General features: G+C 74.7%; 15 protein-coding genes. 10 read left to right on the top strand and 5 right to left on the bottom strand.

Annotated elements, in window-relative coordinates; translation table 11 throughout:
- The first annotated feature begins 9 nt into the window (after positions 1–9).
- A complete protein-coding gene (locus F1544_RS09645; protein ID WP_167584674.1) occupies positions 10–1,233 on the top strand; it encodes an FAD-dependent monooxygenase in 1,224 nt (407 codons plus the stop codon).
- A 78-nt stretch (positions 1,234–1,311) separates the two neighbouring features.
- Here F1544_RS09645 and F1544_RS09650 read toward each other — a convergent pair whose 3' ends face one another.
- Together F1544_RS09650 and F1544_RS09655 are read right to left on the bottom strand one after the other, a co-directional pair.
- Positions 1,312–2,751, bottom strand: a complete 1,440-nt coding sequence (locus tag F1544_RS09650; RefSeq protein WP_167584676.1) for a gamma-aminobutyraldehyde dehydrogenase — start codon at positions 2,749–2,751, stop codon at positions 1,312–1,314.
- Between the two features lie 26 nt (positions 2,752–2,777).
- Complete coding sequence (locus F1544_RS09655) at positions 2,778–4,706, bottom strand: primary-amine oxidase (RefSeq protein ID WP_167584678.1); 1,929 nt, start codon at positions 4,704–4,706, stop codon at positions 2,778–2,780.
- 184 nt (positions 4,707–4,890) lie between these two features.
- On the opposite strand from F1544_RS09655, the gene F1544_RS09660 reads away from it, so the two are divergent.
- From F1544_RS09660 to F1544_RS09685, 6 genes are all read left to right on the top strand, one after another.
- Positions 4,891–6,444: an APC family permease gene (locus tag F1544_RS09660; protein ID WP_167584680.1), complete on the top strand. Its 1,554-nt coding sequence runs from the start codon at positions 4,891–4,893 to the stop codon at positions 6,442–6,444.
- 254 nt (positions 6,445–6,698) lie between these two features.
- Positions 6,699–7,811 carry an alcohol dehydrogenase catalytic domain-containing protein gene (locus tag F1544_RS09665; RefSeq protein WP_167584758.1) on the top strand — a complete coding sequence of 371 codons (1,113 nt, stop codon included), beginning with the start codon at positions 6,699–6,701 and terminating at the stop codon, positions 7,809–7,811.
- 57 nt (positions 7,812–7,868) lie between these two features.
- On the top strand, positions 7,869–8,885 hold the full coding sequence (locus F1544_RS09670) for a LacI family DNA-binding transcriptional regulator (RefSeq protein ID WP_167584682.1): 1,017 nt from the start codon (positions 7,869–7,871) through the stop codon (positions 8,883–8,885).
- 135 nt (positions 8,886–9,020) lie between these two features.
- Complete coding sequence (gene hisD / locus F1544_RS09675) at positions 9,021–10,340, top strand: histidinol dehydrogenase (RefSeq protein ID WP_167584684.1); 1,320 nt, start codon at positions 9,021–9,023, stop codon at positions 10,338–10,340.
- 43 nt (positions 10,341–10,383) lie between these two features.
- Entirely contained in the window at positions 10,384–11,748 is a 1,365-nt protein-coding gene (locus F1544_RS09680) for an MFS transporter (protein WP_167584686.1), read from the top strand.
- A complete protein-coding gene (locus F1544_RS09685; protein WP_167584688.1) occupies positions 11,745–12,518 on the top strand; it encodes an SDR family NAD(P)-dependent oxidoreductase in 774 nt (257 codons plus the stop codon). The genes F1544_RS09680 and F1544_RS09685 overlap by 4 nt, the downstream gene beginning before the upstream one ends.
- 40 nt (positions 12,519–12,558) lie before the next feature.
- Here F1544_RS09685 and nagA read toward each other — a convergent pair whose 3' ends face one another.
- Positions 12,559–13,698: an N-acetylglucosamine-6-phosphate deacetylase gene (gene nagA / locus F1544_RS09690; RefSeq protein ID WP_167584690.1), complete on the bottom strand. Its 1,140-nt coding sequence runs from the start codon at positions 13,696–13,698 to the stop codon at positions 12,559–12,561.
- On the bottom strand, positions 13,695–14,738 hold the full coding sequence (locus F1544_RS09695) for an SIS domain-containing protein (RefSeq protein WP_167584692.1): 1,044 nt from the start codon (positions 14,736–14,738) through the stop codon (positions 13,695–13,697). Before F1544_RS09695 ends, nagA begins: the two co-directional genes overlap by 4 nt.
- Before the next feature lie 100 nt (positions 14,739–14,838).
- Between F1544_RS09695 and F1544_RS09700 the strand changes: the two genes are divergently transcribed.
- Both F1544_RS09700 and F1544_RS09705 read left to right on the top strand, forming a co-directional pair.
- A complete protein-coding gene (locus tag F1544_RS09700) occupies positions 14,839–15,720 on the top strand; it encodes a MurR/RpiR family transcriptional regulator (RefSeq protein ID WP_167584694.1) in 882 nt (293 codons plus the stop codon).
- 97 nt (positions 15,721–15,817) lie between these two features.
- Positions 15,818–17,143, top strand: a complete 1,326-nt coding sequence (locus F1544_RS09705; RefSeq protein WP_373368068.1) for an FAD-binding oxidoreductase — start codon at positions 15,818–15,820, stop codon at positions 17,141–17,143.
- Positions 17,144–17,188: 45 nt separating this feature from the next.
- On the opposite strand, the gene F1544_RS09710 is transcribed toward F1544_RS09705, so the two are convergent.
- Positions 17,189–17,947: a GntR family transcriptional regulator gene (locus tag F1544_RS09710; protein WP_208971604.1), complete on the bottom strand. Its 759-nt coding sequence runs from the start codon at positions 17,945–17,947 to the stop codon at positions 17,189–17,191.
- Positions 17,948–18,069: 122 nt separating this feature from the next.
- Between F1544_RS09710 and F1544_RS09715 the strand changes: the two genes are divergently transcribed.
- Positions 18,070–19,206, top strand: coding sequence for an SIS domain-containing protein (locus tag F1544_RS09715; RefSeq protein WP_167584698.1), 1,137 nt, complete (start codon positions 18,070–18,072; stop codon positions 19,204–19,206).
- The last annotated feature ends 1 nt before the right edge of the window (position 19,207 follow it).

Here is a 19,207-nt window from a genome sequence, read left to right on the forward strand (position 1 = left end):
TGCCTAGCTATGAGCACCTCGGCACGACCCCGCGTCCTCCTCACCGGCGGCAGCATCGCGGGACCCACCCTGGCCTGGGGCCTGCACCGGGCGGGGTTCGCCGTCACCGTCCTGGAGCGCTCCCCCGCGCGCCGCGACGCCGGGCAGAACATCGACGTCCGCGGCCTCGGCCGGGAGGTGCTGCGCCGCACGGGGCTGCAGGACGCGGTGATGGCGAGGCTCACCGGGGAGGTCGGCACGCGGTTCGTCGACGAGGCCGGGCGCGTGGTCGCCGAGGTCACCGCCACCGCCGGCCGCGACGGCACGACCGCCGAGGTCGAGATCCTCCGCGGCGACCTGTCCGCGCTCCTGCTGGACGCGGTCGACGGGGACGTCGAAGTCCGCTACGGCGACGCCGTGACCTCGGTGGACCAGGACGCCACGGGCGTCGACGTGACCACGGCCTCCGGCGCCCGCGAGCGCTACGACCTGCTGCTGGTCGCCGAGGGCCGCAGCTCCCGCACGCGCCGGCACCTGTTCGCCGACCGCACCCGCGTCGTCGACAAGGGCGTGAACATCGCCTACGGCACGATCGACCGCGAGGAGCAGGACGACGACTGGTGGTACTGGATGACCACCTCGGGCCGCCGGACCGTGTCCGTGCGCCCCGACCCGCTGGGCACCCTGCGGGCGAGCCTGAACTTCATGACCCCCGACGTGGGGTTCGACGGCCTGCCCGTCGCCGCGCAGCTGCAGGTGCTGCGCGCGCGCTTCGGCGACGTCGGCTGGCGGGTCCAGCGCGTCCTGGAGGGTTTCGCACAGCGGCCCGAGGAGTTCTACACCGAGCGGATGGCGCAGGTCGTCGTGTCGCGGTGGAGCACGGGGCGGGTGGCGCTCGTCGGGGACGCCGCGTGGGGTTCGGGGCCGACCGGCATGGGGACGACGCTGTCGCTCGTGGGCGCGCACGTCCTCGCCGGGGAGCTGGGCCGGACCCTCAGCGAGTCCGGCGTGACGCACGGCGAGGCCTTCGCCCGCTACGAGCGGCTGCTGCGGCGCTACGTCGACAGCGCGCAGGGCCTGCCGCCCGGGACCCCGGGGCTGATGCACCCCCGCAGCGACCGCGGGGTGCGGGTGCTGCACCGGGGCATGCGCATCGCGCTCGCGCCGGCGCTGCGGCGCTTCGCGGAGAAGACGGTCATCACGAGCCAGCGGCACGAGCCGGCGCTGCCGGAGTACCCGGGGCTGCGCGGCTGAGACCCCCCGCCGCGGCGGGGCACGGGACCGGCCGCGCCGGGTCCCGGGCACGGCCGGTCGGTCGGTCGGGGACGGCGCTCAGGAGTCGAGGTTGGCCATCACGTGCTTGATGCGCGTGTAGTCCTCGAGGCCGTACATCGAGAGGTCCTTGCCGTAGCCGGAGCTCTTGAACCCGCCGTGCGGCATCTCGGCGACGAGCGGGATGTGGGTGTTGATCCAGACGCAGCCGAAGTCGAGGCGGCTGGACATCCGCATCGCGCGTCCGAAGTCCTTCGTCCAGACGCTGGAGGCCAGGCCGTACTCGGTGCCGTTGGCCCAGCGCACGGCCTCCTCCTCGTCGCTGAAGCGCTGCACCGTGATGACGGGCCCGAAGATCTCGTTCTGGATCGCCTCGTCGTCCTGGCGCAGGCCGGACACCACCGTCGGCTGGTAGTAGTAGCCGTCGGCCAGCTCCGCGGTGCCGCGGCCGCCGCCCGCACCGAGGACGGCGTGGTCGGGCAGCCGGTCGACGAACCCGGAGACGTGCGCCAGCTGGCGCGCGTTGTTCACCGGTCCGAGGGCGGCGTCGGGGTCGTCGGGCAGGCCCGGCTTCGTGGCCCGCGCCTGCTCGGACAGGGCCGCGACGAAGTCGTCGTGGACCCCCGGCGCGGCGAGGACGCGGGTCGCGGCCGTGCAGTCCTGGCCCGCGTTGAAGTACCCCGCGCCGGCGATCGCCGCCGCCGCGGCCTCGACGTCCGCGTCGTCGAAGACGACGACGGGCGCCTTGCCGCCCAGCTCCAGGTGGACCCGCTTGACCTGCGCCGCAGCCGACTGCGCGACCTGCACGCCGGCCCGCACGGAACCCGTGATGGCGACGAGCTGCGGGGTCGGGTGCTCCACGAGCGCGCGGCCCGTGTCGCGGTCGCCGCAGACGACGTTCAGCACGCCGGGCGGCAGCACCTCGTTGGCGATCTGCGCGAGCAGCACCGTCGAGGCGGGCGTCGTGTCCGAGGGCTTGAGCACGATGGTGTTGCCGGCCGCCAGGGCCGGGCCGATCTTCCAGATCGCCATCATGAGCGGGTAGTTCCAGGGCGTCACCTGCCCGACCACGCCGATGGGCTCGCGGCGCACCCAGGAGGTGTGCCCGGCCAGGTACTCCCCTGCCGCACGGCCCTCGAGGACGCGGGCCGCCCCGGCGAAGAACCGCAGCTGGTCGACCGCCGGCGGCAGCTCCTCCGAGCGGGTCAGGGCGACCGGCTTGCCCGTGTTGCGGACCTCCGCGGCGATGAAGTCCTCGGACCGCTCCTCGATCGCGTCGGCCAGGTCGAGCAGGAACTTCTGCCGCTCGCCCGGCGTCGTGCGGCCCCACGAGGTGAAGGCCTTCGCGGCCGCCCCGTAGGCGGCGTCGACGTCGGCGGGCCCGGACAGCGGCGCGGACGCGTACACGGTGCCGTTCGAGGGGTCCACGACGTCGGTGGTGCGGCCGTCGGCCGCGGGGACCGCCTCGCCGCCGACGATGTTCGAGAGGGCCTGGGTCACGACGTTCCTCCGGGGGCTCAGCGGGATCAGTGGCAGGACGGGGTGGGACCCGCGTGCGCGGGACGCCCCGTGCGCGGCAGGTCGAGCGAGGGGTTGCGGTCGAAGAACCCCGCGGGCTTGAGCTGGAAGCTCACGACGTCCGCGGGCATCACGGGCCAGTCCTCGGGGCGGGTGACGTGGTGGATCCCGAAGACGTGCCACAGCACGACGTCGGTGCCCTCGAGCGGTTCGTCGTCGGCGATCCAGCGGGTCATGCCCGTGTCCACCTCGCTCTGGGTGGGGTGGTCGCCCGCGGGCCACAGCTCGTCGTCGTGATGGCGCGTGACCCACACGTCGTGGCCGATGACCGGCGCCCGCAGGAACTGCGGGGCGGACGGGTCGAACAGGTGCGGGATCGCGGCCGTGGACACGAGCTTGTACCCCGTCGGCGAGCCCATCGCGTTGCGGCGCTGCGTGCTCGCGACCTTCCAGCTGCGCTGGCGCTGCCAGTCGACGTCGCGGCCGGCCTCCGCCTCGGAGCGCACGGGGGTGCTCGTGGTGACGACCGCGAGGCCGTGGGGGTTCTCCGGCCCGATCGGCGCCGCGGAGGAGTCGATCTCGAAGACGGTGTTCTCCTGGCCGTCGACGTCGAGGTCGAGGCGGGCGACGAGGAAGTGCTGGTGGAACGGCGCGTAGGTGCGCTGGTCCACGAGCGTGCCGTAGGGGGGCGTCGGGGCGCCCTCGGGCAGCGGGGTCGTCACCATGATGCCGGTGGCCCGCACCTCGCACTCGATGGTGCCGTCCTGCTGGAAGCGCCAGTAGACGAGGTACTCGTAGTTGGCGACGGTCGCGTGGAACGAGACGACCATGCGGCGCGAGCGGCGGACCTCCGCGCGGCCGTTCGCGTCCACGTGCTTCCACAGGACCGCGTCGTCCTCCTCGTGCAGGCAGATCGCGTTGGTGATGGTGTACGGCTCCCCGTGGGAGTCGGTGAGGACGGCGTCGAGGTAGCGGATCTCCCCGAGGCAGTCGCAGCCCAGCTCCAGCGACGTCGTCATGTACCCCAGGCCCCACTCGCCGATGTCGTAGGCGGTGCGGCGGCGGTGCTCGAACCCCGGGTCGCGGTAGGGCACGATCATCTCCGCGAAGGACATCCGGTAGGCGATCTCGCGCTCGGTGCCGGCGTCGTCGTAGCGGACCTGGTGCAGCACGAGGCCCTCGCGGTAGGTGAACCCGATCCGCATCGACCAGTTCTGCCAGCGCAGCTCCCCGTCGCCGTCGATCGTGAACGAGGGCCCGTCCGGCTGCGAGACGTCGAGGGCACGCAGGCCCTCGCGCGGCGTGAACTCCGGCACGAGCTCGGGCTCGTACTCCCCCATCACCGGCGCGGGTGGGGCGATCTCGTCCGCGACGTCGATCTCCAGCAGCTCGAACGTGTTCATGTCGACGACGAGCTTCAGCCCGTGCACGGGGTGGGCGTAGGGGTTGCCGTGCGGCGTGGCCCGGTGCCAGACGTCGCACCAGCCGAGCCGGCGGTCGCGGTACTGCTCCGGCATGACGCCGTGGCCGTACGTCCAGACGTCGATGAGCACGAGGTCCAGGTCCGTCAGCCCGCGCTCGGCGAGCGCCGCGACGACGCGGGGCTCGGCCTTCAGCGCGACCTCGCACTCGTGCCACTCGTCGACCGTGAAGTTCGGGGTGACGCCGGGGACGTGCTCGAACGCCAGCACCTGCGCCGCCACGAGGTCGACCAGCACCTCGTAGGCCCGGTTGTCGCTGCGGTCCCAAAGGACGGACTTCGCGCGGCGCGGCACCGCGTCCCCCGGCGTCCACGCCAGCACGTCCGCCTTGGGCGGCTCCGCCAGGACGACGGAGGCGAAGCGCATGCTCGGCGCGAGCCGCCCCGAGGACCGCAGGACCTCGACGTTCAGCGCGAACTCGTCGGTGCGCAGCGGGATCAGCGGGTGGGACGGCACAGCGGGGACACCTCCAGGTGGGGCACGGGCGGCCAGTGTGACCCCCAGCCGTCGCGGGGGCAAGGACGCGCGCGCGGATCCGTCGTCCGAGGGGTGATCCACGACGGGATCCGTCGCTCGGCAGCGATCACGCTGCTAGTCTCCGCCGCGACGTGCGCAGAGCAGCCCGACGCGAAGGAGCATCATGGCAGCGACCCCACCTCCCGGACCCGTCTCCCGCCCGGAACCCGCGGCGGCCCCGCCGGGGGGCAAGGGCCTGCAGCCCGGCGCCCTGGGCCTGTGGGGGAACACCGTCATCGGTCTCGGCGCCACCGCCCCGGCGTACAGCCTCGCGGCCACCCTCGGGTACGTGGTGCTGGCGGTGCACGACAAGGCGCCCGCCATGTTCCTCGTCGCGTTCGTGCCCATGCTGCTGGTGGCCATCGCCTACCGGGAGCTGAACCGCGCGGCCCCGGACTGCGGGACGACGTTCACGTGGGGCACCAAGGCGTTCGGCCCGTGGGTGGGCTGGATGGGCGGCTGGGGCGTCGCCGTCTCCGCCATCATCGTGCTCGCCAACGTCGCGGAGATCGCCGCGATCTACTCGCTGCGCTTCCTGGGCCTGGACGGCCTGGCCGAGCAGCCGGTCGTGCGCGTCACCCTCGGCATCGCGTTCATCATCGGGATGACCTGGGTCAGCTACCGGGGCATCCAGATCTCCGAGCGCATCCAGAACGTCCTCATCCTGCTGCAGTTCGCGGTGCTGGCGATCATCTCGGTCGGCGCGCTCTGGCTGGTCGCGCGCGGGGAGGCCGGCCCGCAGGCCGTGACGCCGACGTGGGACTGGTTCTCCCCCTTCGGGGTCAGCGCGTCGGCGCTGGCGGAGGCGGTCATCCTCTGCATCTTCATCTACTGGGGCTGGGACGCCTGCCTCGCGGTCTCCGAGGAGACCCGCGACTCCGACACGACCCCCGGCCGGGCCGCCCTGCTGGCCACCGTGATCCTCGTCGTCACCTACGTCCTCGTCGCGGTCGCCGTGCAGGCGTACGCGGGGTTCGGGACGACGGGCATCGGCCTGGGCAACGAGGAGAACGCCGACGACGTCCTGACGCTGCTGGGCGACCCGGTGGGCGGTGCGGTGCTGTCGTTCCTGCTGCTGCTCACCGTCGCCGTGTCCGCGGCCGCCTCGACTCAGACGACGATCCTGCCGACCGCGCGCGGGGCGCTGGCCATGGCCGTCTACGGCGCGGTGCCGCAGCGGTTCGCGACCGTCCACCCGCGCTTCCGCACGCCGTCGTTCGCGACGGCCGTCATGGGCGTCGCGGCCGTGGGGTTCTACCTCGTGCTGACGCTGGTCAGCCAGAACGCGCTGCAGGACTCGATCGCCTCGCTCGGCCTCGCCGTCGCGTTCTACTACGGCATCACGGCGTTCGCGTGCGTCTGGTACTTCCGGTCCTCGCTGCGCACCTCCGTGCGCCACCTGCTGCTGCGCGGCGTCCTGCCCCTGCTGGGCGGCCTCGCCATGCTGTGGGCGTTCGTGCAGAGCGCGATCGACATGGCCGCGAAGGACTACGGCTACACGGTGTTCGGCCCGCTCGGCGGGGTCTTCGTCATCGGCGTCGGCATGATCGTGCTGGGGATCCCGCTGATGCTGCTGTGCGCCCGCCGCCTCACGGACTTCTTCGCCGGGCGGACGCTGCGCGCGGACACCCCGATCCTCGTGCCCGACACGGGGCAGCCGCCCATCGGCGGGCTCTGAGGACCCCCCGGGTCAGGCGAGGACGCGCAGCACCCGCAGCTCCGGGCCGAGCAGCACCGCCCCCCCCCGGTGGCACCGGGTTCGAGGTGGCCCCGGCCGGCGCGGCCGAGCAGGCCGGCGGGCACGGACGTGGCGGCCGCCAGGGCGTCGTCGAGGTCCAGCCCCGCCTCGTGCCCCGCCACCTAGGCTGGCGGGGACCGCGGCTCAGCACCGGCCGGCCGCGCGGACCAGGAGGAGGAGCGGTGGGACGGTCGCTGACGATCCGCGGGGCGGTGCTGGAGGACGTCGGACGAGCGCGCCCCTTCGCGCGCTCGCGTCCCGTGACGATCAGCGAGCTCGACCTCGACCCACCGGGTCCCGGGGAGGTCCTGGTGCGCATCGAGGCGGCAGGCGTGTGCCACTCGGACCTGTCGGTCGTCGACGGCAACCGGGTGCGCCCGGTGCCGATGCTGCTGGGGCACGAGGCCGCGGGGCTCGTCGAGGCGCTCGGCCCCGGGGTCGAGGACCTGGAGCCCGGTCAGCGGGTCGTCATGACGTTCCTGCCGCGCTGCGGGCGCTGTGCGGGCTGCCGCACCGAGGGCAAGCTGCCGTGCGGACCGGGGAGCGTGGCCAACGGGGCCGGCGACCTGCTGGGTGGGGGGGTGCGGCTGCGGCGCGACGGGCAGCCCGTCAAGCACCACCTGGGGATCTCCGCCTTCGCCACCCACGCCGTGGTGGACCGGCGCTCGATCGTGCCGGTCGAGGCGGACGTGCCGCCGGCGGTCGCCGCGCTGCTGGGCTGCGCGGTGCTCACCGGCGGCGGGGCGGTGCTCAACGCGGGCCGGCCGCAGGAAGGGGACGACGTGGTCGTGGTCGGCCTGGGCGGGGTCGGCATGGCGGCAGTGATGACCGCAGCCTCGCTGGGGACGGGCCGCGTCGTCGGCGTCGACACGGTGCCGGCCAAGCTGACCGCCGCCCGCGCCGCGGGCGCCTCGCAGGCCCTGACGCCGCAGCAGGCGCTGGAGCAGGGACTGCGGGCACCCGTCGTGGTCGAGGCGGCCGGCAACGTGCGCGCCTTCGAGACGGCCGTGCAGCTGACGGCACCCGGCGGCACCACGGTCACGGTCGGCCTCCCCGCACCCGGCGCACGTGCGCAGGTGGCGCCCCTGGGGTTGACGGCCGAGGCGCGCACCATCGTCGGGAGCTACCTGGGGTCGGCGGTGCCCGCACGCGACATCCCCACCTACGTGCGGCTGTGGCGGGAGGGCCGGCTACCGGTGGAGCAGCTGGTCTCGGCGACCATCGGGCTGGAGGACCTCAACGAGGCGATGGACACGCTCGCCGACGGCCTCGCCGTGCGCCAGCTCGTCGTCCCGGTACCCGGCTGAACCCGGTTCGACTCCCTGCGCCGCAACCCACCACCCAGGTCCGAAGGAGCGACACGCATGGCCCGGCGACCGCTCGTCTCCAGCGTCCAGATCGCGCGGGAGGCGGGAGTGGCGCAGTCGACGGTCTCGCGCGTCCTCAACGGCGGCAGCGTCGCCCCGGAGACCCGGCGCCGAGTGCTGGAGGTCCTGGCCAAGCACGACTTCCAGCCGAACCTCGCGGCGAGGTCGCTGGTCGCCGCCCGCAGCGGCCTGGTCGGGGTCGTCATCCGCGACCTCACCAACCCCTTCTACCCGATCATGGTGCGGGCCGTGGAGCGCGTGCTGCACGAGCAGGGACTGCGCCTGCTCCTGCTCAGCGACGTGGCGACACCTCAGGAGAGCCTCGCGATGCTGCGCCGGGAACGGGTCGACGGAGTGGTGTTCAGCTCCGCCGTGCGCGACGACCCGCTGGCATGGCCGGTCAGCGACCACGGGATCCCCGTCGTGCTGTGCCACCGCACCATCGAGGGTTTCCCCGGCGACCAGGTGGAGGCCGACAACACCACCGCGGGAAGGCTCGCCGCCGACCACCTGCTCGACCTGGGGCACCAGCGCATCGCGATGGTGTGCGGGACCGTGCTGGCGAGCACGGCCGAGCAGCGCGCGGCCGGTTTCCGGGCCCGGCTGGCCGAGCGGGCGCCGCGGGCGGAGCTCGTCGAGGTGCAAGGCGGCTACGACTACGCCGCCAGCTACGCCGCGGTGCGCGAGCTGCTGGCCGGCCCGCAGCGCCCGAGCGCGCTCTTCTGCCACAACGACGTGATGGCGCACGCGGCGCTCAACGCCGCCGCCGCCGAGGGCGTCGACGTCCCGGGCCGGCTGAGCGTCGTCGGGTGCGACGACGCGCCGGCCTCCGCCTGGGAGCGCATCCAGCTCACGACGGTCCGCCAGCCGCTGAGCCGGATCGCCGAGGTGGCGGCTCGTCTGCTCCTGGAGCGGCTGCAGGTCCCGGACTCGCCGCTGCGCCACGAGGTGCTGCCGGTGGACCTGGTGCTGCGCACCACCACGGCGCCGTGGAACGGCGATCCGACCGGCTGAGTCCGCGAGCGGCGCACCCGACGCCAGGGGTTGACGGGTCCGCCACCTGCCCCTTCCTTCGCACCACTGTTGGATACGTATCCAAGATGGACGACGCACCAGCCGGAACGCCAGACGACTCGCGATGGAGCTGAGATGTCCCACCCCCTCAAGACGGCCACGTCCACCTCGACCTCGTTCGCCGGCAACGACGCGATCGCCGACACGGTGCGTGGCATCGTGGCCGACGTGCGCGAGCGCGGCGACGCCGCCGTGCGCGAGCTCTCCGCCCGCTTCGACCGGTGGGAGCCCGCCTCCTTCCGCCTCGACGAGCAGCAGGTGCAGGAGATCATCGCCTCGCTGCCGCAGCAGGTCATCGACGACATCACGACCGTGCAGGCCAACGTCCGCCGCTTCGCCGAGGCGCAGCGGGCGTCCCTGACCGACATCGAGGTCGAGACCGAGCCAGGGGTCTTCCTCGGTCACCGCCACCTGCCCATCGCGGCGGTGGGCGCCTACATCCCTGGTGGCCGCTACCCGCTCACCGCCTCGGCTCACATGACCATCGTGACGGCCAAGGTCGCCGGTGTGCCGCGCGTCGTCGCCTGCACGCCCCCGATCCGCGGCGAGATCCCCGCCGCGACGATCGCCGCGATGCACTTCGCCGGCGCCGACGAGATCCACGTCCTGGGCGGGGTGCAGGCGGTCGCCGCCATGGCCATCGGCACCGAGAGCATGGCGCGCGTCGACATGCTCGCCGGCCCCGGCAACGCCTACGTCGCGGAAGCCAAGCGGCAGCTCTTCGGCGAGGTCGGCATCGACCTGTTCGCCGGGCCCACCGAGGTTCTCGTAGTGGCCGACGAAGCGGCCGACCCGTTCGTGGTGGCCGTCGACCTCCTCTCCCAGGCGGAGCACGGCCCCGACTCCCCCGCCGTCCTCATCACCACCAGCGAGGACGTCGGCCGCCGGGTCCTCGCGCACGTCGAGGAGATCCTGCCGGGCATGCCCACAGGCGACATCGCCGGCCCGGCCTGGCGCGACCACGGCCAGGTCATCGTCGCCGACGACCTCGACGAGGCGTACCGCATCGCCGACGACTTCGCGTTCGAGCACGTGCAGATCCTCACCGCCGAGCCCCGGCTGGCACTGGACAAGATGCACGCCTACGGCGCCCTCTTCCTGGGCGAGGGGACCTGTGTCTCTTACGGCGACAAGGTGATCGGGACGAATCACGTCCTGCCCACCCGCGGCGCCGCCCGCTACACCGGTGGCCTGTGGGTCGGCAAGTACCTGCGCACCGTCACCTACCAGGAGGTGCGCGACACCGACGCCTCGGCCCGGCTGGGGACCCTGTGCGGGCGCGCCGCGCGCGTGGAGCTGTTCGAGGGCCACGCCCGTTCCGGCGACGTGCGCGCCGCCAAGTACGCCGGCGCCCCGCTGCCCTGGAGCGACCACTTCCAGAGCACCTCCGCCTGAGAAGACCCCCTCCCCCTCCCCCACCGATCGACGGAGATCCGCGATGGAGAAGTCCGCTCTCACCCCCCAGCAAGTGCGCCGCCGGTCCCTGCAGTCGGGCACCATCGGCGCGATCGTCGAGTGGTACGAGTACACGATCTACGGCACGGCCGCCGCGCTGGTGTTCGGCTCGGTGTTCTTCCCCAACCTCTCCGGGGCGGTGGGTCAGATCGTGTCACTGGCCTCCTTCGGCGTCGGGTTCCTGGCCCGCCCGCTGGGTGCGGTGATCGCCGGTCACCTCGGCGACCGCATCGGGCGCAAGTCGACGCTGATCCTCACCTTCTCGGTGATGACCGTCGCGACCGCCGCGATCGGCCTGATGCCCACCTACGGGCAGATCGGCGTGGCGGCTCCGCTGCTGCTGTGCGTGCTGCGTCTGACCCAGGGCTTCGCCGTCGGCGGTGAGTGGGGTGGGGCCGCGATCATCGCGGTCGAGAACGCGCCGCGCCGCCGGCGCGGTTACTTCGGTTCGTGGCCGCAGATCGGCGTCTCCGCCGGGCTGCTGCTGGGAACCGCCGCGATGTCGCTGTCGGCGTGGATCTCGGGGGACGCCTTCGAGACCTGGGGCTGGCGGCTGCCGTTCCTGATGGCGATCGCGCTGGCCGTCGTCGGCCTCGTGATCCGCCTGCGCGCCAGCGAGAGCGAGGCGTTCCTGGTGGAGAAGGCGAAGATGGACGCCGAGATGGAGGAGCGCAAGGCACCCGCCGTCGTGCTGTTCCGCGAGCACAAGAAGCCTCTGCTCATCGCGATCTTCGGCCGTTTCGCCGAGGCCGGGAACTACTACCTGTTCACCACCTTCGTCCTCTCCTACGTGACGACGACCCTCGGCGCCCCGCGCAGCTACGGCCTCACCGCCTCGATGGTCGGCGCGGCCGCCAACATCGCCCTGATCCCCGTCTTCGGCAAGCTGTCGGACCGCATCGGACGCCCCAGGACGTTCCTCATCGGGGCGGGGATCATCGTGGTCACCACCTGGCCGGTGTTCGCGCTCGTGCAGACCGGAGAGCTCTGGGCCGTCGTCCTCGGCGTCGTGGTGTTCATGGCGCTGGGGCACGCCATGGTCTACGCCCCCCTGCCGGCGCTCTACTGCGAGATGTTCCCCACGGCCGTGCGCTACTCCGGGATCTCCATCGGTTACCAGATGGCCTCGATCCTGCTGGCCAGCTTCGCCCCCGCCCTGGCGGCCTCGCTCGTGCTATGGACCGACGGGAGCCTGTGGGCGGTCATCGTCTTCTCCATCGCCTGCACCCTGGTGGCGATCGTCGCGATCTCCTTCGCCCCCGACCGGCGGCACCTGGAGCTGGACGAGATCGACGTGGTGGCCGTACCGGGTGAGCCCAGCACCTCGTCGCTGCGCGGAACGCGGTGAGGGCCCCCGACGAGGTCGTCGGCGGACGCACCGCCCTGGTCACCGGGGCCGGAAACGGGCTGGGGCGGGCCATCGCGCTCGCTCTGGCCGGCCATGGCGCCCGCGTGGTCCTGGTGGGCCGCAGCGAAGCCCCGCTGGGGGAGACCGCCGCGATGATCGGGCCCACGGCGCGGGTGGCGACCTGCGACGTCTCCGACCCCGCCTCGGTGGAGGCCCTCGCGGTACACCTGGCCGGGGAGTCGATCTCCATCCTGGTCAACAACGCCGGCATCGCCGGTCCGGTCGCCGACCTCACGGCCGTGCAGCCGCACGAGTGGGACGAGGTCTTCGCCGTGAACGTCCGCGGGACCTACCTGGTGTGCCGGGCGTTCCTGCCGCCGATGCTGCAGCGGGGTTCCGGTGACGTGGTGAACATCGCCTCCGTCAGCGGGAAGCGCCCCCTGCCGGGACGCACGCCGTACACCGCCTCCAAGATGGCGGTGCTGGGCCTGACGACCACGCTGGCCCACGAGGTCGGCCCGGGTGGCGTCATGGTGAACTCCGTCTCCCCCGGCCCCGTCGCTGGGCCGCGGATGGACCGCAACTTCGCCCGGGAGGCGGAGCGCACCGGGACGAGCCCGGCGCAGGCGGAAGAGGAGTTCGTCTCCCGCGCCGCGCTGCGGCGCATGGTCACCGCCGAGGAGGTGGCCACGGCCACCGTCGCGGTGCTGTGCGTTCCGGGCCTGTGCGGCGCTGACGTCGACCTCTCGGCGGGCATGATCGCCCGCTGAGGGCCGGACCGCCCGTCGTCCCGGCGGGTGGCCTCGAGCGTCAGGCGAGGACGCGCAGCACCCGCAGCTCCGCGTCGAGCAGCACCGCCCCCCCGGTGGCACCGGGTTCGAGGTGGCCCCGGTCGGCGCGGCCGAGCAGGCCGGCGGGCACGGACGTGGCGGCCGCCAGGGCGTCGTCGAGGTCCAGCCCCGCCTCGTGCACGGCGAAGGCCAGGGCCCGGTCCATCGTCAGGGTGCTGCCGGCGATGGAACCCCCGGGGGCCAGGCGGGCCGTCCCGCCGCGCACCTCGACGTGCAGGTCCCCGAGCAGGTAGTCCCCGTCCGCCCCGCCGGCCGCGGCCATCGCGTCGGTGACCAGGGCCGTGCGCCGCGGCCCGGCGCTGTGCGCGGCGTGCGCGACGGTGAGCGGGTGCAGGTGGACGCCGTCGGCGATGAGCTCGACGACGACGCGCTCGTCCTCCAGCAGCGCGACGACCGGGCCCGGGGCGCGGTGGTGCACGGGGGGCATGGCGTTGAACAGGTGGGTGGCCAGGCGCGCACCCGCGTCGACCGCCGCGCGCGCGAGCTCGGCGTCGGCGTCGGTGTGCCCGATCGCCGCGACCGCGCCGGAGCCCGCGACCCGCCGCACGGCGTCGAGGCCGCCGGGCAGCTCAGGGGCCAGCGTGACGACGCGGACGGCGCCGCCGCCCGCCCGCAGCAGGTCCTCGACGTCGGCGGGCGCCGGGGGCTGCAGCAGCGCCGGGTCGTGCGCCCCGCGATGCAGCGGGCTCAGCCAGGGACCCTCGAGGTGGACGCCGGCGAGCACCCCGTCGCCGACGAGGTCCGCGAGCGCCGCCACCGTCTCGCGCAGCTCCGCGGGCGGGCGGCTGACGAGGCTCGCCACGAGCGTCGTCGTGCCGTGGGCGCGGTGGGTGGCCGCGACGGTGCGGGCCGAGCGGACGGCGGCCTCCCCCGTCCCGCCGAACTGCTCGCCGCCCCCGCCGTGGCAGTGCAGGTCGACGAAGCCGGGCACGACGGTGGCGCCGCTCGCGTCGACGACCTCGGCGGCCGCGCGGTCCGGCGCCGGCGCGGCCCCCTCGCCGAGCGCGGTGACGACCCCGTCGCGCAGCAGGACCCAGCCGTCGGTCAGGACGCGGCGACCGGTGCGGACCGTGCCGTGCTCGACCAGGACGGTCGTCACCGCGTCTCCGTCACCTTGCGCAGCCCGCGGGGCGCGTCGGGGTCGAGGCCCCGGGCGACGGCCATCTCCAGTGCGAGCCGCTGCAGCGGGACGATCTGCACGACGGGGGCCAGGTCCTCCGGCATGCCCGCGGGCAGGCTCAGGCGGACCGTCGCGTCGGTCGCCAGGTGCGGCGGGGCGACCGCGCAGACGTCGGCGCCGCGGTCGCGCAGCGCGGCCAGGACGGGGGCCATCGCCTCGCCGCCCGGGCCCTCCGCGACGACGGCGATGACGGGCCGGTCGGCGTCGACCATGGCGAGCGGTCCGTGCATGAGGTCGGCCGCCGAGAACGCCTGCGCCGACAGGTAGGAGGTCTCCATGAGCTTCAGCGCGGCCTCGCGGGCCGTCGGGTAGGAGTAGCCGCGGGCCGTGGTGACGAGCCGGTCGACGAAGCGGTAGCGGGACGCGACGTCGGGGACGTCGCTCGCGTCGACGGCGGCCTGCAGGAAGCCGGGCACCGCGGCGGCCGCCGCGGTCGGCGCACCGCGCCACGTCGTGACGAGCAGCCACAGGGTGAGCAGCTGCGCGGTGTAGCTCTTGGTCGCGGCGACGGCGAGCTCGGGGCCCGCGTGCACGTCGAGGTGGTGCTCGGCGGCGCGGGCCAGCGGGGAGTCGGGCGCGTTGGTGACGGCCAGGGTGAGCGCGCCGGCGCGGCGGGCGGCCGCGGTGGACTCCACGAGGTCGGGCGACCCGCCGGACTGGCTGATGCTGATCCAGAGCACGCCCCGCAGGTCGGGCTGCGCGCCGTAGACCGTGAGCGTCGACGTGGACGTCAGCCCGCACGGCAGCCCGAGCCCGACCTCGACGAGGTACTTGGCGTAGAGGGCGGCGTGGTCGCTGGTGCCGCGGGCGGTGAGCAGGACGGCGCGCGGGGCGGCCTCGCGCAGGACCGCGGCGAGGCGTGCGAGCTCCCCGCCGGCGGAGGCGAGCACCCGCTCGGCCACGGCGGGTTGCTCGGCGATCTCCGCGCGGACCAGGCGGCCGAGGACGGGGGTGCTCATGGGGGCTCCAGCCGTGGTGAAGGAAGTTGACACGATGCTATCGGTCCACGAAAACTAGCGCCAGGGTCGGCGCGGGTCCGGCGCCGGGAGCGGGGGTGCGGTGGAGGCCCCACGGCCCGCGGCGCTGCACGCCCACCTCCTCGCGGCCCTGCCCTCGGCGACGGCCTCGCTCTCCCGCGTCCTGCAGGCGATGCTCGACGACCCCGGCGCGTGCGCGCAGCTCACCGTCACCGACCTGGCGCGGCGCGCGGCCACCAGCGAGGCCACCGTCGTGCGCACCGCCCGGGCGCTCGGGTTCGCGGGCTACCCGCAGCTGCGGCTGGCGCTCGCGGCCTCGGCCGTGGCGGGCACGGCGCCCCCGGCGCTCGGCCTGCTCACGGGGACCCTCACCGACGCCGACGACCCCGCGCACGTCGTGGCCACGCTCGCGGCCGTGGAGGCCGAGGCCATCGCCGCGACCGCGCGGACCCTCGACGTCGCGGCCCTGTCGGCGGCCGCGGACGCCGTGGCGGGCGCGCGGGTCGTGGACTGCTGCGGCATCGGCGCCTCCGCCGTGGTGGCCCTCGACCTCGACCACCGGCTGGGCCGGGTCGGCGTCGTGTGCCGCCCGCGCACCGAGGGCCACGCGGCGCTGGTCTCCGCGGCGGGCCTCGGGCCGGGCGACGTCCTCGTCGCCGTCAGCCACTCCGGGCGCACGGCCGACGTGGTGGGGGCGGCCCGCGAGGCCGCGGCGCGCGGGGCGACGGTCGTGGCCCTGACCAGCACGGCCGCCTCGCCGCTGACGGCGGCCGCGTCCCACGTCCTGCTCGCCGCGGGGCGCGAGACCGCCTACCGGGCGGGGTCGATGGCGAGCCGCACGGGTTCCCTGCTCGTCGTCGACTGCCTCTACGTCACCGTCGTCCAGCGCCTCGGCGAACCCGCCCGGCAGTCCCTGGAGCGCACCTACCGCGCGGTGACGGGGCCGGTCGACCGGAACCGCTGAGGGGTTCCGGACGACGCGGCGGACGCGGAACTACTGTCGGCGCGTGGCCCGTCCCGACACCGCCCCGCCCGTCCCCACCGATGCGCCGGCCCCCGACGTGCTGCCCGGTCTGCTGACCGGGACCGCCGACCGGGAGGCCGTGGCCACCGACCGCTCGGGGTACCGGCCCGCGTCGCTGCCCGACGGCGTCGTGCGGGCCACGCGCGTCGAGGACGTCGTCGACACCCTGCGCTGGGCCACCGCGCACCGGGTCCCGGTCGTCCCGCGCGGCGCGGGCAGCGGCCTCGCGGCGGGCGCCTCCGCCCACGCCGGGGAGGTGGTGCTGGACCTGTCCGGGATGGACCGCATCCTCGAGATCCGCCCCGCCGACCAGGTCGCGGTGGCCGAACCCGGTGTCCTGACCGGGGACCTCGACGCCGCGGCCCACGAGCACGGGCTGTTCTACGCGCCGGACCCGGCCAGCGCCGCCTACTGCTCGATCGGCGGCAACATCGCCACGAACGCCGGCGGGCTGCGGTGCGCGAAGTACGGCGTGACCCGCGAGTCCGTGCTCGGCCTCGACCTCGTCCTCGCCGACGGGCGGCGCGTGCGGACGGGCCGCCAGACCGTCAAGGGCGTCGCGGGCTACGACCTCACGAGCCTCGTCGTGGGTTCCGAGGGGACCCTCGCGGTCGTGGTCGGCGCGACCCTGCGGCTGCGGCCGCGACCCGACGAGACCGCCACGCTCGCCGCGCACTTCGCCGACGTCGGGACCGCCGCGGCGGCCGCGGCGGCGATCACCGCGGCCCGCCTGCAGCCCTCGGTCCTGGAACTGCTCGACGAGGCGACCCTGCTCGCGGTGGACGCCGCGCGCGGGACGTCGTTGCGCAGCAGCGGGTCCGCGATGCTCCTCGCGCAGTGCGACGGCCGCGGCGCGCAGGCCGACATCGCGGCGCTCGGCGCCGTGGTCGGGCGGTTCACCCCGCACCACCGCTCGACGACGGACCCCGTCGAGGCCGCGGGGCTCCTCGAGGCCCGCCGGGCCGCGTTGCCGTCGCTGGAGCTCACGGGCGACGTGTTCATCGAGGACGTCGCGGTCCCCCGCTCGCAGCTCGCCGCCGCGGTCGAGGGGATCGCGGCGATCTCGGCGCGCACCGGCGTCCGCATCGCGACCGTCGCCCACGCGGGCGACGGGAACCTGCACCCCATCGTCGTGGTCCCCCGCGGGGAGAGCGTCACCGAGGGCCCGGCGTGGGAGGCGGCCGGCGCGGTGTTCACGCTGGCGCTGGGCCTCGGCGGCACGCTCACCGGCGAGCACGGCGTGGGGATCCTCAAGCGCGCCTGGCTGCGCGAGGAGGTCGGGGACGACTCCCTCGACCTGCAGCGCGCGGTCAAGGCCGTGTTCGACCCGCTCGGCATCCTCAACCCGGGCAAGGCGATCTGACCCCTCCGTGCTCGTGCAGGGTCTCCCTGCACGATCACCGAGGGGTCAGTCGGTGATGGAGGCGTGGAACGTGTACCGGTCGCCCCGGTACGCCTGGAACGTCAGCTCGATCGGCACGCCGGCCTGGTTGAACGTCAGCTGGGTCGCCGCGAGGATCGGGACGGGACCCGACAGCTCCAGGTGCTCGTGCTCGTCGCCCTCCGCGTGGCGCGCCTCGACGGAGTAGTCCGCGTAGCGCGGCGCCTGCGACGGGACCGCCGCGCGCAGCACGTCGTACAGCGACGTCTCCGTGAAGTCCGTCGTCGCCATGGCGGGTGCCACGGCCAGCGGCAACCGGTTGTGCTCCAAGGCGATGACGAGGTCGTTCAGGTACCGGATGCGCCGCAGCTCGAACAGCTCCGCGCCGGCGACAGTGCGCAGCAGCTCGGCCTCGCGGACGGTGGCGGGCCGGACCGCCGAGGACAGCACCCGGCTGCGCGTGCGCAGGCCGCGCTGCCCGGCCAGGTCGCTGAACCCCAGGACCCGGGCGCCCCGCGCCTCCTCCCGCACGCCGGGCGGGGCCGCGAGCGCCCACCCGCGGGCGGGCAGCGAGACGAGGACGCCCCGCTCGCGCAGCTCCCCGAGGGCGGCGCGGATGGTGACGCGGGAGGCCTCGTAGCGCTCGGCCAGCTGGCGCTCCGACGGCAGCCGGGCGCCGCCTTCCCCGTCCGCGGCCTGCAGGTCGGCCAGCAACCGCTCGGCCAGGCGCAGGTAGAGGGGCAGCTCGTCGGGGGTCAGCAGAGCCCTCACCTCACGTGCACCCACGCGGGCGAACGTACCAGCGGCCCTCCCGCGGCCCGGCAGACGAACCAGCACAGACCATTGACCGCCCAGTTGCAGACCAGTAGCGTCCCCGCGACGGCGACGAGAGCAGAGAGGCACTCCCGATGGCAGCAGAGAACGACCTCCTGACCAGCACGTGGACCGGGGAGGAGATCGCCCAGCAGCCCGCGGTGTGGCGCGCGACGGCCCGCGTCGTCGAGGAGCGCCGGGCCGACGTGGACCGCCTGCTGGCCGCGGCGCTGGCCGACCCCCGCACCCGGGTCCTGCTCACGGGCGCCGGGACGTCGGCGTTCGCCGGCGAGGTCGTCGCGCCCGACCTGAGCCGGCAGCTGGGCCGCCGGGTCGAGGCCGTCGCGACGACCGACCTCGTCTCCGGCCCGGAGGCCGTGCTGGCCGGCGACCACCCCGTCCTGCTGGTCTCCTTCGCGCGCAGCGGGAACAGCCCCGAGTCGGTGGCCGCGGCGGAGATCGTCGACGCGCTCGCCCCGGCCGTTCACCACCTCGTGATCACCTGCAACGCCGACGGGGAGCTGGCCCGCCGGTTCTCCGCCGCGGGCAACGCCGTCGTCGTGACCCTGCCGCCCGCGTCGAACGACCGGGGCTTCGCCATGACGTCCTCGTTCACCTCGATGGCGCTGGCGACCCTGCTGTGCTTCGGGCACCCGGTCGACGTCGACGCCCTCGCCGAGGCCGGCACAGCCGTGCTCGCCGGCGTGGTCGACCTCGCGACCGCCGTCGCGACCACCGCGCCGCGCCGGCTCGTCTACCTCGGGTCCGGCCCCCTCAAGGGCCTCGCGCACGAGTCCGCGCTGAAGTGCCTCGAGCTCACGGCGGGCGGGACGCTCGCCCTCGGGGACTCCTCGCTCGCGTTCCGGCACGGCCCCAAGGCCGTGCTCGACGACGCCACGTTCGCCGTGGTCTACCTCTCGGGCGAGGCCTACACCCGCTCCTACGACGAGGACATCGCCGCCGAGCTCGTCGCCTCGCTCGGGGCCGGCCGCGTGGCGGTCGTGGACGCCGAGGCCCCCACCGCCGGGGCCACGGCGTGGCGCGTCCCGCGCCCCGCCGGCTGGAGCGACGCGGCGTGGGCGCTGGTCGCCGTGCTGCCCGCCCAGGTCACCGCGCTCGCGTGCTCGGTCGCGGCGGGCCTGACCCCGGACAACCCCTTCCCCGGCGGCGAGGTCAACCGCGTCGTGCAGGGCGTCGTCATCCACCCGCTGCCCGCCCGCGGGCAGGCCTGAG

Source organism: Kineococcus rubinsiae (assembly GCF_011839805.1).
In the GTDB taxonomy this organism is placed as follows: Bacteria; Actinomycetota; Actinomycetes; order Actinomycetales; family Kineococcaceae; genus Kineococcus; species Kineococcus rubinsiae.

Coding starts and splice junctions, on each gene's coding strand:
- F1544_RS09645 (WP_167584674.1), top strand. CDS start 10: ATGAGCACCTCGGCACGACCCCGCGTCCTCCTCACCGGCGGCAGCATC.
- F1544_RS09660 (WP_167584680.1), top strand. CDS start 4,891: ATGGCAGCGACCCCACCTCCCGGACCCGTCTCCCGCCCGGAACCCGCG.
- F1544_RS09670 (WP_167584682.1), top strand. CDS start 7,869: ATGGCCCGGCGACCGCTCGTCTCCAGCGTCCAGATCGCGCGGGAGGCG.
- hisD (WP_167584684.1), top strand. CDS start 9,021: ATGTCCCACCCCCTCAAGACGGCCACGTCCACCTCGACCTCGTTCGCC.
- F1544_RS09680 (WP_167584686.1), top strand. CDS start 10,384: ATGGAGAAGTCCGCTCTCACCCCCCAGCAAGTGCGCCGCCGGTCCCTG.
- F1544_RS09695 (WP_167584692.1), bottom strand. CDS start 14,738: ATGAGCACCCCCGTCCTCGGCCGCCTGGTCCGCGCGGAGATCGCCGAG.
- F1544_RS09715 (WP_167584698.1), top strand. CDS start 18,070: ATGGCAGCAGAGAACGACCTCCTGACCAGCACGTGGACCGGGGAGGAG.